General features: G+C 59.5%; 15 protein-coding genes and 2 tRNA genes. 4 read left to right on the top strand and 13 right to left on the bottom strand.

Translation table 11 applies throughout. The features are described 5' to 3' along the window. Window positions 1–153: 153 nt before the first annotated feature. From Q8L25_RS23995 to Q8L25_RS24040, 10 genes are all read right to left on the bottom strand, one after another. Window positions 154–582: a MerR family transcriptional regulator gene (locus tag Q8L25_RS23995; protein WP_308921797.1), complete on the bottom strand. Its 429-nt coding sequence runs from the start codon at window positions 580–582 to the stop codon at window positions 154–156. Between the two features lie 10 nt (window positions 583–592). Further along, the gene (locus tag Q8L25_RS24000; RefSeq protein ID WP_010399205.1) at window positions 593–940 is read right to left on the bottom strand and encodes an integration host factor subunit alpha; all 348 of its coding nucleotides are present in this window, start codon (window positions 938–940) and stop codon (window positions 593–595) included. 188 nt (window positions 941–1,128) lie between these two features. Beyond that, window positions 1,129–3,555: a phenylalanine--tRNA ligase subunit beta gene (gene pheT, locus Q8L25_RS24005; RefSeq protein WP_308921798.1), complete on the bottom strand. Its 2,427-nt coding sequence runs from the start codon at window positions 3,553–3,555 to the stop codon at window positions 1,129–1,131. Window positions 3,556–3,634: 79 nt separating this feature from the next. Then, complete coding sequence (gene pheS, locus Q8L25_RS24010) at window positions 3,635–4,651, bottom strand: phenylalanine--tRNA ligase subunit alpha (RefSeq protein ID WP_308921799.1); 1,017 nt, start codon at window positions 4,649–4,651, stop codon at window positions 3,635–3,637. A 148-nt stretch (window positions 4,652–4,799) separates the two neighbouring features. Continuing rightward, window positions 4,800–5,159 (bottom strand): 50S ribosomal protein L20, encoded by a 360-nt coding sequence (gene rplT, locus Q8L25_RS24015; protein ID WP_010399214.1) that lies wholly within the window; start codon window positions 5,157–5,159, stop codon window positions 4,800–4,802. Between the two features lie 26 nt (window positions 5,160–5,185). Next, entirely contained in the window at window positions 5,186–5,383 is a 198-nt protein-coding gene (gene rpmI / locus Q8L25_RS24020; RefSeq protein ID WP_038493025.1) for a 50S ribosomal protein L35, read from the bottom strand. Window positions 5,384–5,610: 227 nt separating this feature from the next. Further along, entirely contained in the window at window positions 5,611–6,081 is a 471-nt protein-coding gene (gene infC, locus Q8L25_RS24025) for a translation initiation factor IF-3 (protein WP_065309219.1), read from the bottom strand. A gap of 102 nt (window positions 6,082–6,183) precedes the next feature. Beyond that, entirely contained in the window at window positions 6,184–8,091 is a 1,908-nt protein-coding gene (thrS, locus tag Q8L25_RS24030; RefSeq protein WP_308921800.1) for a threonine--tRNA ligase, read from the bottom strand. Window positions 8,092–8,303: 212 nt separating this feature from the next. Then, window positions 8,304–8,380: transfer RNA gene (locus Q8L25_RS24035), tRNA-Val, on the bottom strand. Window positions 8,381–8,445: 65 nt separating this feature from the next. Next, window positions 8,446–8,522, bottom strand: a tRNA-Val gene (locus tag Q8L25_RS24040). A 134-nt stretch (window positions 8,523–8,656) separates the two neighbouring features. Between Q8L25_RS24040 and Q8L25_RS24045 the strand changes: the two genes are divergently transcribed. Then, window positions 8,657–9,139, top strand: coding sequence for a hypothetical protein (locus Q8L25_RS24045; RefSeq protein WP_308921801.1), 483 nt, complete (start codon window positions 8,657–8,659; stop codon window positions 9,137–9,139). Here the strand turns inward: Q8L25_RS24045 and Q8L25_RS24050 are convergent. Next, window positions 9,136–10,245, bottom strand: a complete 1,110-nt coding sequence (locus Q8L25_RS24050) for an acyltransferase (protein ID WP_308921802.1) — start codon at window positions 10,243–10,245, stop codon at window positions 9,136–9,138. The genes Q8L25_RS24045 and Q8L25_RS24050 overlap by 4 nt on opposite strands. A gap of 127 nt (window positions 10,246–10,372) precedes the next feature. On the opposite strand from Q8L25_RS24050, the gene Q8L25_RS24055 reads away from it, so the two are divergent. Next, window positions 10,373–11,332 (top strand): succinylglutamate desuccinylase/aspartoacylase family protein, encoded by a 960-nt coding sequence (locus tag Q8L25_RS24055; protein ID WP_308921803.1) that lies wholly within the window; start codon window positions 10,373–10,375, stop codon window positions 11,330–11,332. Here Q8L25_RS24055 and Q8L25_RS24060 read toward each other — a convergent pair whose 3' ends face one another. Together Q8L25_RS24060 and sugE are read right to left on the bottom strand one after the other, a co-directional pair. Then, a complete protein-coding gene (locus Q8L25_RS24060; RefSeq protein ID WP_308921804.1) occupies window positions 11,333–11,674 on the bottom strand; it encodes an SMR family transporter in 342 nt (113 codons plus the stop codon). A 30-nt stretch (window positions 11,675–11,704) separates the two neighbouring features. Next, a complete protein-coding gene (gene sugE / locus Q8L25_RS24065; protein ID WP_308921805.1) occupies window positions 11,705–12,025 on the bottom strand; it encodes a quaternary ammonium compound efflux SMR transporter SugE in 321 nt (106 codons plus the stop codon). Between the two features lie 180 nt (window positions 12,026–12,205). Here sugE and Q8L25_RS24070 point away from each other — a divergent pair, with 180 nt between their 5' ends. Next, window positions 12,206–12,565 carry a DUF1304 domain-containing protein gene (locus Q8L25_RS24070; RefSeq protein WP_308921806.1) on the top strand — a complete coding sequence of 120 codons (360 nt, stop codon included), beginning with the start codon at window positions 12,206–12,208 and terminating at the stop codon, window positions 12,563–12,565. An 85-nt stretch (window positions 12,566–12,650) separates the two neighbouring features. Further along, entirely contained in the window at window positions 12,651–12,947 is a 297-nt protein-coding gene (locus Q8L25_RS24075; protein WP_308921807.1) for a helix-turn-helix transcriptional regulator, read from the top strand. Window positions 12,948–12,974 lie beyond the last annotated feature (27 nt).

Consider the following 12,974-nt stretch of genomic DNA (forward strand, 5'->3'; position numbering starts at 1 on the left):
CTACCGGCGCCTCATGGCGCCAGTTCAGCGTCACTAACAAAAACGCAACTAGAGCATTATATGTAAAATGCGCACGGCGCACCTTACAAGGCGTGCGTAACACCATTTTAGTCAAAAAAACAGCGTTATCAAACAACCCCACCCATATTGGTCCTACTCCTGTTTTAGCAAGGCGAGTATCGCAAATAATTCGCCGCGTATCCAGTCGCGGTCCAGCGGCGCTTCCTGGGGCGGCGGCGGCGCGGCGTCCGGCACAGCACCCACGCCGGTTTCGATCTCGATGCCGGGCGCCGCATGCAGGCCGCCACGGCTGTCGAGCTTGTTTCGCGCACCGCTGATGGTAAAGCCCTGTTCGTACAGCAGCTCGCGGATACGCCGTATCAGCAGCACTTCGTGGTGCTGGTAATAGCGGCGGTTGCCGCGCCGTTTCACGGGCTTGAGCTGGGAGAACTCCTGTTCCCAGTAACGCAGCACATGGGGCTTGACGCCGCACAGCTCGCTCACCTCGCCGATCGTGAAATAGCGCTTGGCCGGTATCGGCGGCAAGGCGATCAACTCGGTCTTACTGATGCGCTCGTTCATCGGCATTCACTCAGGCGGCACGGGCCAGCGGACTGGTCTCTTCGACCATGCTTTTCAGCTTCTGGCTGGCATGGAAGGTCACCACGCGGCGCGCCGTGATGGGAATTTCTTCGCCGGTCTTCGGGTTGCGGCCCGGGCGCTGCGGCTTGTCGCGCAGCTGGAAATTGCCGAAGCCGGACAGCTTGACGGCTTCGCCGCGCTCGAGCGCATTGCGGATCTCGTCAAAGAAGGTCTCGACCATGTCTTTCGCTTCGCGCTTGTTCAGGCCGACCTGTTCGAACAGCAGTTCGGCCAGTTCCGCCTTGGTCAAGGTGGGTAGATCTTTTTCCGCTTCCTGGCGCACTTTGGCAACCAGCATGGCCCGGTGCAAATCGGCGGCCAATGCGGACTGCAGTACGGCGGAATCAACGTCGCTGTTATTAATTTTCCTGCCCTGCCTTTTCTGTGCGCCCGCGTGCCAGATGACACGCATGGGACAATCTCGTTGGACGACAAAGAGGCCAGCGCATGGCGCCGGCCCGAATTTGCCGCTATTTTTTACTGCTCTTACGAACGCAGTTTCGCGTCGTGGCCCTGCTTTGCCGCCTCGATCAGCACGGTCATCAGGCCGTCGACCACATCGTCTTGCAGGGTGTTTTGAGTATCTTGCAAGCTAATCCGGAAAGCAAGGCTTTTTTCATCCGCTTCCAGCCCTTTTCCACGATATTCATCAAATAAAACAATGGCTTGCACGATACGCGCCGCAGGGCTGGCCTTCGCCGCCGCGTAGAAGGTGTCGAGCAGATCCTGCGCCGCCACCGTCTGCTTGACGAGTACCGCCAGGTCGCGGCTGGCGCCAGGAAACTTGGAAATTTCCGCGTATACCGGCACCACGCGCTGCGTCAGGGCCTCGGCATCGACTTCGAACAGCACCGGCGCTTGCGGCAGATCGTATTTCTGCATCCAGCGCGGATGGATTTCGCCGATAAAGCCGATCACCTTGCCGTCGAGTTCCACGTTGGCCGAACGGCCCGGATGCAGCGCCGGATGTTCCGCCTTGGTGAAACGCAGCACCTGTGGCGCGAACAACGCTTCCAGGTCGGCTTTCACGTCGAAGAAGTCGACCGTGCGCGCCGGCTGGCCCCATTGCTCGTCGGCCACCGGGCCGTAGGCCATGGCGGCCACGCGTTTTGGCTGGGCGTAGCCGGCCACCGACAGGGCGCCGTTCTGCACCGCGTCATCGCGCTGGTAGATGGCGCCCACTTCGAAGATGCGCACACGGCCCGTCTTGCGGTTCAGGTTGTAGCGCACATTGGCGATCAGGCTGCCGATCAGGGAGGAGCGCATCACGCTCATCTGGCTGGCGATCGGGTTCTGCAATGTGATCGGCTTGGTATTGCCCGAGAAATCGCGCTCCCATGCGCTGTCGACAAAGCTCATGTTGACCACTTCCTGGAAGCCCAGGTCGGCCAGTTCATGGCGTACGGCAAACAGCGAACGCGTGTTTTCCGGCGCGATCTGCATCACGTTGGCGGCCACCGGCGGCAGGGTCGGTATGTTTTCAAAACCGTACACGCGCGCCACTTCCTCGATCAGGTCTTCCTCGATCTCGATGTCGAAGCGGTAGCTGGGCGACATGACGGAAAACACGCCGTCCGCCAGCGTGAACGGCAGCGCCAGGCGCGTGAAGATATCGGCGACCAGCTCGTCGGTAAGCGGCACGCCGATCACCTTTTGCGCGCGCGCCGTACGCATCGATACCGGCGTGCGTTGCGGCAGGTTCACCACATGGTCATCGACCGGGCCGACGGTGGTGGCTGGCGTGCCGCAGATTTCCACGATCAGGGCCGTGATGCGTTCGATATGCTCGACGGTGGTGGCGAAATCGACGCCGCGCTCGAAGCGGTGGGCCGCATCGGTCGAGAAATTCAAACGGCGCGCACGGCCCTGGATGGCGTTCGGCCACCAGAAGGCCGCTTCCAGATAGATGCTGTCGGTATCGTCCGAGACCGAGCTGGCGTCGCCGCCCATGATGCCGGCCAGCGATTCGATTTCCTGCTCGTCGGCAATGACGCCGATCCACTCGTCGACGGCCACCGTGTTGCCGTTCAACAGTTTCACCGATTCACCGGCCTTGCCCCAGCGAATATCCAGGCTGCCATGGATCTTGGCCAGGTCAAACACGTGGCTGGGACGGCCCAGTTCCAGCATGACATAGTTCGAGATATCGACCAGGGCCGACAGCGGACGCTGGCCGCTGCGCTCGAGGCGCTGCTTCATCCAGTCCGGCGTGGCGGCCCTGGCGTTCAGGCCGCGGATCACCCGGCCCGTGAAACGGCCGCACAAGTCCGGCGCGCTGACTTTGACAGGCAATACTTCGTCGCTCGACACGGGAACGGCGCTGAACTGGGGTACATTCAATGGCACGCCGGTCAGGGCCGACACTTCGCGCGCCACGCCCAGCACCGACAGGCAGTCGGCCTTGTTCGGCGTCAGCTTGATGGTGAATTTCAGGTCGTTGAGGGCGTAGTAATCGCGGAAGTTCTGGCCGATCGGCGCATCGTCCGGCAGCTCCATCAGGCCGGCGTTTTCTTCCGACAATTTCAATTCGCGCGCCGAGCACAGCATGCCTTGCGACTCGACGCCGCGCAGCTGGCCGACCTTGATCTCGAACGGCTTGCCGTCGCTGCCGGGCGGCAGCACGGCGCCGGCCTGGGCACACACCACGCGCAGGCCCGGGCGCACATTCGGCGCGCCGCAGACGATGGTCAGCATGGTGCCGGTGCCGACATCGACCTTGCACACGTTCAGGCGGTCGGCGTTCGGATGTTTCTCCATCTCCAGGACCAGGCCCACCACCACGTTCGAGAACGGAGGCGCGACGGGATCGACGTCCTCGACTTCCAGACCGGACATGGTCAACAGATGGGCCAGTTCGTCCGAAGTCATCTTCGGATCGACCATGGTACGGAGCCAGTTTTCGGAAAATTGCATAATCAAGCCTTCAAAGGGTCTAAGCTCGCCGCGCGAGCACTACAGCGCTCAAGCGCGGCACATCGTTCGGAACAATGCGTTAATTAAATTGCTTCAGGAAACGCAGGTCGCCTTCGTAAAACAGGCGCAGGTCGTTGATGCCGTAACGCAGCATCGTCAAACGTTCCAGGCCGGAGCCGAAAGCAAAGCCGATGAATTTCTCGGGGTCCAGGCCGAAGTTTTTCACCACGGTCGGATGCACCTGGCCGGCGCCCGACACTTCCAGCCAGCGGCCTTTCAGCGGACCGGAGCCAAAGGCGATATCGATCTCGGCCGACGGTTCCGTAAACGGGAAGTACGAGGGACGGAAGCGCACTTGCAGGTCGTCGGTCTCGAAGAAGGCTTTCACGAAATTCAGGTACACGCCCTTCAGGTCGGCAAAGCTGATGTCTTCGGCGATCCACAGGCCTTCGACCTGGTGGAACATCGGCGAATGGGTCGCATCGCTGTCGACGCGGTAGGTGCGGCCCGGCGCGATGACCTTGATCGGCGGCGTATGCGTGCGCGCATAGCGCACCTGCATCGGGCTGGTGTGCGTGCGCAGCAGCAGCGGCTTGCCGTCGGTATCGTTGCCGTCGATATAGAACGTGTCTTGCATGGAACGGGCCGGGTGGTTTTCCGGGCTGTTGAGCGCCGTGAAATTGGTCCAGTCATTTTCGATTTCGGGGCCGTCGGCCACGTCGAAACCGATCGAGCGGAAGATTTCCTCGACCCGCTCCCAGCTGCGCATCACGGGATGGATGCCGCCCGGCATGCGGCCACGGCCTGGCATGGTGACGTCGATCGCTTCGGCGTTCAAGCGGCCTTGCATCTGTGCATCGGCCAGTGCATCACGGCGCGCCGTCAGCGCGTCTTCGATCTGCACCTTGACGGCGTTGATCAGGGCGCCTTGCGCCTTGCGCGCGTCCGGGTCGAGCTTGCCCAGGCCCTTCATCATTTCGGTAATCTGGCCGGTCTTGCCCAAATAGCGGGCCTTGGCGTTTTCAAGTGCGGCAGCGTCTGCGGCGGCGATAAAGTCAGCCTGGGCCGAGACGACGAGTTCTTCTAGGGAGTTCATGCGGCTTTTCCTGTTTTGGAAATCAATCCTGGATTGGTAGTTCAGAACCCAACAATCAAAAACGGAAACGGGGCACAAGGTGGTTGTACACCCCTGCCCCGCTCTTTATGACGTCACCCTACGGATGACGCTTTGCAATCGTCGATGCTTACGCAGCGATTTTTGCTTTGACCGCGTTGACAATCGCAGCGAATGCTGGCTTGTCCATCACAGCCATATCGGCCAGGACTTTACGGTCCAGTTCGATATTTGCTTTTTTCAGACCGTTCATGAATACGCTGTACGTCACGCCATGCTCACGGGAAGCGGCGTTGATACGGGCGATCCACAGGCGGCGGAAAACGCGTTTCTTGTTGCGGCGATCGCGGTAAGCGTATTGGCCAGCGCGCATGACTGCTTGCTTGGCAACACGGTATACACGGCTGCGGCGACCACGGTAGCCTTTAGCTTGAACAAGAATCTTCTTATGACGGGCACGAGCTGTAACCCCACGTTTTACTCTAGGCATAGTAACTCCTTAAATTGAGTGTGAGATTAAGCAGTCGGCATCATGCGCATGACGGACGTGACATCCGATGCGTTGATGTTACGGGTACCGCGCAACTGACGTTTGTTTTTGGTGGTTTTCTTGGTCAGGATGTGGCGTTTGAACGCGTGACCCGACTTGACTGTTCCACCTGGACGCACGCGAAAACGTTTTTTCGCGGAGCTTTTGGTCTTCATTTTAGGCATAGCAATCTGTCCTCTTACGGACAGCTCCATTTATAACAGGATTGCAGGTGGCAACACGACGCTGCGCTTAGATGCCTGCTTTCACATGTTGTGCAGCGGATGCGAGTCCACTACAGTTTGAGCGGCCCGGACATCGCTGGCCGGGCCGCTCAAAATTCTGCCTGGAATCGAATCTTGCACCAAGCCTGGCGCATTGACATCGATCCACAGTAAAACGCTATTGTAACTTACTTTTTCTTCTTCGGCGAAAGGACCATGATCATCTGGCGCCCTTCCATCTTCGGAAACTGCTCGACCTGGCCAAACGGCTCCAGATCGGCCTTCAGACGCTCCAGCATGCGGAAGCCAATATCCTGGTGCGCCATCTCGCGACCGCGGAAACGCAAGGTGATCTTGGTTTTATCGCCGTCTTCGAGGAACTTGATGAGATTACGCAACTTGATATTGTAGTCACCATCATCAGTCCCCGGACGGAATTTGACTTCCTTCACGAGGATGATCTTTTGCTTCAATTTCGCTTCGTGAGCCTTCTTCTGCTCCGAATACTTAAATTTGCCGTAGTCCATCAAACGGCACACCGGTGGCTGCGCGGTAGGCGCAATTTCCACCAGGTCGACGTTTGCCTCTTCCGCCAGGCGGAAGGCTTCAGCCAAACTTACGATACCGAGTGGCTCGTTATCGACCCCGCTTAAACGCATTTCAGGGGCAGTGATTTCGCCATTGATGCGATGTGACTTGTCAGTAGCTATTGTAATTTCCTTTAAAAATCTGATAAGACGGTCGTGCAGCGAGTTTCCTCGTCAGGCCTTGGTGTCGACTTCATGTTTGAGTCGCTCTATCAGGGCATCGACGGACATGACGCCCAGATCGACATTGCCCCGCGCCCGCACGGCCACTGTATTGGCATCCCGCTCTTTGTCGCCAATTACTAAGATGTAAGGCAATTTTTGTACGGAATGTTCACGTATTTTATAGGTAATCTTCTCGTTACGCAAATCAGCCTGTACGCGGATGCCCGCTTTGCGTAGTTTTGTGGCCACTTCCTGCACATAATCGGCTTGCGCATCGGAAATATTCAACACCGACACCTGCATCGGCGCCAGCCACAGCGGCATCGCGCCCGCATAGTGTTCGATCAGGATGCCGATGAAACGTTCCAGCGAACCGACGATCGCGCGGTGCAGCATGATGGGGACCTGGCGCGTGTTGTCGATCGCCACATATTCGGCACCCAGGCGGCCCGGCATCGACGGATCGATCTGCACCGTGCCGACCTGCCATGCGCGGCCCAGGCTATCCTTCAGATGGTACTCGATCTTCGGACCGTAAAACGCGCCCTCGCCCGGCAGCTCGGTCCATTCCACGCCACAGGCGCGCAGGGCCGAACGCAGCGACTCTTCCGCCTTGTCCCACGATTCTTCGGTGCCGATGCGGCTGTCTGGACGCAGGGCCAACTTGACGTCGATATTGGTAAAGCCGAACGCCGTGTAGACATCCATCGCCTGCTGGTGGAAGGCCGTCACTTCGCCGGCGATCTGCTCTTCGGTACAGAAAATATGGCCGTCATCCTGCGTAAAGCCGCGCACGCGCATCATGCCGTGCAAAGCGCCCGACGGCTCGTTGCGGTGGCACTGGCCAAACTCGCCGTAGCGGAGCGGCAGGTCGCGGTAGCTGCGCATGCTGTTGTTGTAGATCTGCACGTGACCGGGGCAGTTCATCGGCTTCAGCGCATACGAGCGGTTTTCCGACTCGGTAATGAACATGTTTTCGCGATAGTTGTCCCAGTGGCCGGTTTTTTCCCACAGGCCACGGTCGAGAATCTGCGGCGCCTTCACTTCCTGGTAGCCGTTCACCTGGTAGACATTGCGCATGTATTGCTCGACCTGCTGCCAGATCGACCAGCCTTTCGGGTGCCAGAAGATCAGGCCCGGCGCTTCTTCCTGGAAATGGAAGAAATCGAGCTGCTTGCCCAGTTTGCGGTGATCGCGTTTTTCCGCCTCTTCCAGGTTATGCAGGTACAGCTCCTGGTCTTCCTTCTTGGCCCAGGCGGTGCCGTACACGCGCTGCAGCATCTCGTTTTTCGAGTCGCCGCGCCAGTAGGCGCCAGCCAGCTTCATCAGCTTGAAGACTTTCAGCTTGCCCGTTGACGGCACGTGCGGGCCGCGGCACAGGTCGGTGAACGCGCCTTCCGAATACAGCGACACTTCCTGGTCGGCCGGAATCGCGGCGATCAGCTCGGCTTTATAGGCTTCGCCGATGCTGGCGAAATATTCGATCGCTTCGTCGCGCGCGACGACCTTGCGCGTGACACGCTCGTCCTTCTTGGCCAGCTCCGTCATTTTCTTTTCGATCGCCACCAGGTCTTCCGGCGTGAACGGGCGCTTGTAGGCGAAGTCATAATAGAAGCCGTTGTCGATCACCGGGCCGATGGTGACCTGTGCATCAGGGAACAATTCCTTGACGGCATGCGCCAGCAAGTGGGCCGTCGAGTGGCGGATCACGTCCAGGCCGTCGGCATCCTTGTCGGTGATGATGGCCAGTTCGGCGTCCTGCTCAATCAGGTACGACGTATCGACCAGCTTGCCGTCGACCTTGCCAGCCAGCGCGGCCTTGGCCAGACCCGTACCAATATTGGCCGCAACCTGGGCCACGGTGACCGGGCCGTCAAATTGACGGGCGGAACCATCGGGAAGTCGGATTGTAAGCATATTGATCTCCATGTCGGCGCTGGCGCCAGGTAAAACTGCAATGTGTGTGTGAATGAAATACTGAAAGGAAAACGCAGACGCAAAAAAACGCGGACTAGCCGCGTTTTTCACTTTTTCAGGACAAAGGAAACCCGTTCGACTAGCGTCACTCCCAAAGCTTGGTAGTAGTTCGCGGTGTCATAACCGGTGACCCTTTCTTGATTACTGCATTCTGGTGGGCGGTGAGGAATTCGAATCCCCGACCCCTTGGATGTCGACCAAGTATTCTAACCAGCTGAACTAACCGCCCGTAAAACTTTTTTATCGATCACCAACTGCGTGATCACCTGCCTGAAACTGCTTGCAACTGAATTCTGGTGGGCGGTGAGGAATTCGAATCCCCGACCCCTTGGATGTCGACCAAGTATTCTAACCAGCTGAACTAACCGCCCCGAAGACCAGCATTATAGAGAGGCTTTCCCGGAATGACAAGGGCTGTTTTACAGGAAACTTTAACATTTCCCGGGCGTCAGCCGTTTTGGCCTGCGCCATGCCGATGAAACACTAATGCCGGTAAAATCGCCACATGAACTCCTCCTTATCATCGACCTTATTAACATGGCTCAAAACCCTGAGCCGCATCTGCGGTTTTGAAACGGCTGATTCGTTTCCGCCCGGCCACCCGTATGCGCGCACGCACTGGGATGCGGCGTATTTCGATATCGCCTCCGACGTCAAACCGGACGAGATCGAACGGCGCTTGTGCGCGGCCATCGGCAACACCCCCAGTGTGTTTGCCTATATCACCAATCCCACGCCACGCATGCAGCGCGCCCTGCTCAACATGATCCACGACCGCCTGCGCCGCCAGCCCGGCGCTGGCGCCACCGACCTGGTGCTGCTGCTGATCCACGCCTATGACAGCCCGCATATCGTGGAAGCGGTGCCGGGCCTGCGCGCGCTGATCCGCGACACCGAACACGAAGCGACCAATCCGAGGGTGCACGCGATACTGGAGTTGCTGATCGGCACGCCGCGCGGCATCGATGTGATCGACATGCCGGCCTAACGGTGATTGGTGGGAAAGTAGCGTGTACGCAAGCGCATGAACGGTGTCTCCACCAGTACATACAGCAGCCAGCCGGTGACGATGCTGACGGCGATCATGATCAGCACCGCCGGCAAGCCGTCCGGCGCGTAACCCTGGCCCTGCAAGACGGGACTGAGCAAGATGCACAGCTGCTTGTGCAGCAGATAAATCGCATACGACCACAGGGCCAGGCTGGCCGCACCCGGCACGCGCCATTGATATAGCGCACTACCCGGACTCATTGCTGCCACCAGCAGCAAGCTGAAGCTGATGGCCAGCGCCGGATAGCCCAGCACCGTGACCCAGTAATCGAAGTGATGATGGAAGAACAGCGTCAGCATCAGCGCCGCGCCCGCCAGGCCGGCCAGCAGGGTGCGGTTGCCGTATGCGGTGATGCGCGACCAGGCGGCCGGATGATGGTTCTTCAATAGCGCCAGCGCCACGCCCGCCACCAGTTCGTCGAAGCGGCACCAGGATGCGTAATAGATATATTTGTAGTAGCCCATGCCGCCGCGCGGCACTTGCACATATTCATCCCATAGATAAGCACGCACCAGCATGCCGGCCGCGAAGCTGGCGGCCACCGCGATCCAGGCCCACAACAGGGATTTGCGGCAGGCGGCGATCGCCAGCGCCACGGCCGGCAGCAGCACATAGAACTGCTCCTCCACGCATAGCGACCAGGCATGCGAAAAGGCCGTGCCCGGCGTCAGGTTGATATTCTGTGTAAAGGTCAAAAACTTCCAGACTGGAAGCAGCGCGTAGTCGCCCCGAAACGCTGGCCACAGATAATACAGCGCCAGCACAAAGTAAAAATTGGGCAAGGTGCGCAGGAAACGGCGCGCATAGAAATGCGGCAGCGAAAAGCCCTGCTTGCTCCGCAGCGCCGCAAAGATCTGGTTGCCGATCAGATAGCCGCTGAGGGCAAAAAACAGGTCGACGCCGGTCCAGCCTATCTGGCCCCAGAAACCGAACACCCCAGGCGCGACAAACAATTCGTAATGATTGGTAAACACCAGCACGATGGCCAGCGCGCGCAGGGTGTCGAGGCCGTACAGGCGGGGAGTCAGGGAGGAACTGGTCATGGGCAACGGCGGTGAAAGCAGGCAATGGCGCCGATCATGCCACGTGGAAGCGCCGCCTGCCCACATTTTTCAACGGCGACTGCCGCGATTACCGCTAAAATATGGCGACCCGTTTTTTCACCACAGGATGACCATGAGCAGCGCACTTCACTTCAAATCCATCAACTATACGGGCCAGGGCAGCGGCCCGCGCCTGATCGTCACCGGCGCCGTGCACGGCAATGAAACCTGCGGCACCAAGGGCATACAGCGCGTGATGGCGGAAATCGACAGCGGAGCGCTGGCCATCGTGGCCGGCAGCGTGACCTTCGTGCCGATCACCAACCCGCTGGCCTACGCCAAAGGCGTGCGCAGCGGCGACCGCAATCTGAACCGCAACCTGTTCCCCAACGACCATCCCCAGGATTTCGAAGACCGCATCGCCAATTGGCTGTGCCCGCTGCTGGGCCAGCACGACGTGCTGCTGGACCTGCACTCGTTCAACGCCGACAGCCAGCCCTTCGTGATGGTCGGCCCGCGCAATAACGACGGTCCGCTGCAACCGTTTCAACACGAAGACAAGGAACGGGCGCTGGCGCGCCGCCTGGGCGTGCGCCGCTTTGTCGACGGCTGGCTGCAAACCTATGGCGCCGGCGTGCAGCGCCGCCTGGCCGGCAGCGACCAGGTCGGCCTGGTCTTGCGCTATGGCGTGGGCACGACAGAATACATGCGCTCGACGGGCGGCTATGCGCTGACCCTGGAATGCGGCCAGCATGCCGACCCGGCCGCGCCCGATGTCGCTTACCGCGCCATCATGAATACGCTGGCATTCCTGGGTTGTATCGATGCGCCACAGCCGGCACCGATTCTTGACGCCGACATGGAAGCGCTGAACATGGTGGTGGTGCACGACAAGCTGGACGCCGGCGACCGCTTTATCAAGACCTGGTCCAGCTTTGACACCGTCAAGCAAGGTGAACAGATCGGCTTGCGCGTGGACGGCACGCCGGTGACGGCCGAATTCGACGCCTATATCCTGTTCCCGGACGTCAATGCGGCGGCGAATGCCGAGTGGTACTACCTGGCCAGAGTCAGCCCGTCGTTCTGATCAGTGCCCTACTGATTTCGAGAACAAGTTAATCACTAGCACGCCGGCAATGATCAGCCCCAGGCCGATCAGCGCCGGCGTATCGAGGCTTTGCTTGAACCAGAACCAGCCGACGGCGGAGATCAGCACGATGCCCACGCCCGACCAGATCGCATACACGATGCCGGTCGGTATCACCTTCAAGGTCAGCGACAGACACCAGAAGGCGATGCCATAACCGATCACGGTGATCACGCTGGGCCACAGGCGGCTGAAGCCGTCTGAGGCTTTCAGGGCGCTGGTGGCGATCACTTCGGCAACGATGGCGATCGCAAGATAGAAATACGTCGTGGCCAGGCTCATGGGATCCCTGAAGAGTAAATATCGTGGCGCTTATTGCGGGCTGAGCAGTTTCAGGCCGAGGATGCCGCAGACGATCAGCGCGATGCAGGCGATGCGCGCGGCGCCGGCCGGCTCGCCCAGCACCATCATGCCGAAGATGGCCGTGCCAACCGTGCCGATACCGGTCCAGATCGCGTAAGCCGTACCCAGCGGCAAAGTGCGCAAGGCCAGGCCCAGCATCACGATGCTGCCCAGCATGGCTGCCAGGGTCAGGGCGGACGGCAACCAGCGGGTAAAGCCGGCGCTGTATTTCAGGCCGATGGCCCATGCCACTTCCAGCAAGCCAGCCAATACCAAGATAATCCAAGCCATCCATTTCTCCCGAGGCGGCGGGGTCGTCCCCGCCATGCAGCCCCATCATCGAGCGGGGTCGTCCCCACAGGAGCAAAGCGGCAGTATACCATTCGCTAGAATGTTTGCTCCAGGCAAAAAAATCCCGCTTTTCACCGGCTTGCCCGATAATCAATTTTTTATCTTGTCTCCGGAGTCACCATGTTACTTTTGGCCCAGATCGTTACTGCCCTGATCCTGCTGCTGCACGTGTATATCGTGCTGCTTGAAACCGTGCTGTTTGATAGCCTCGGGCGCAAGGCGTTTGCGCTCAGCAAGGAAAAAGCCGAGATCGTGCGCCCCGCCATGTCCAACCAGGGCTGCTACAACGGCTTCCTGGTGGCCGCGCTGGCCGTGGGCTTCCTGCATCCCGACGCGACAATAGCGCATGCCTTCACCATCTACGGCCTGGCCTGCATCGCCGTGGCCGGCATCTGGGGCGCGGCCACCGTCAAGAAAAGCATCTTGTACCTGCAAACCGTGCCGGCCGTGATCGCCCTGCTGCTGCATCATTTCGCCTGATCCTTGCTTTGGCCGCGCGCGGCCAGCAGGCTTTCCATTTATATCGTAATATGACGATATTGAAATCCGAAAGGCCCGATACAACATGGACATCGACGCCATCCACAAGGCGCTGGCCAATCCCGTGCGGCGGCAGATCCTGCAATGGCTGAAAGATCCGGAGCAGCATTTTGCCGAACAGGAACTGCCGCTCGACATGGGCGTCTGCGCCGGCCTGATCGACCGCCGGCTGGGACTGTCGCAATCGACGGTGTCGGCCCACCTGGCCACCTTGCAGAAGGCGGGACTGGTATCGACCAAAAAGGTCGGGCAATGGAGTTTTTTCAAGCGTGACGAAGCGGCCATCCAGGCGTTTCTCGAACAACTGCAGCAAGGTTTGTGATCCACAGCAGCGACAACATTCTCACTC

It is taken from the genome of Janthinobacterium sp. J1-1 (assembly GCF_030944405.1).
GTDB lineage: Bacteria > Pseudomonadota > Gammaproteobacteria > Burkholderiales > Burkholderiaceae_D > Janthinobacterium.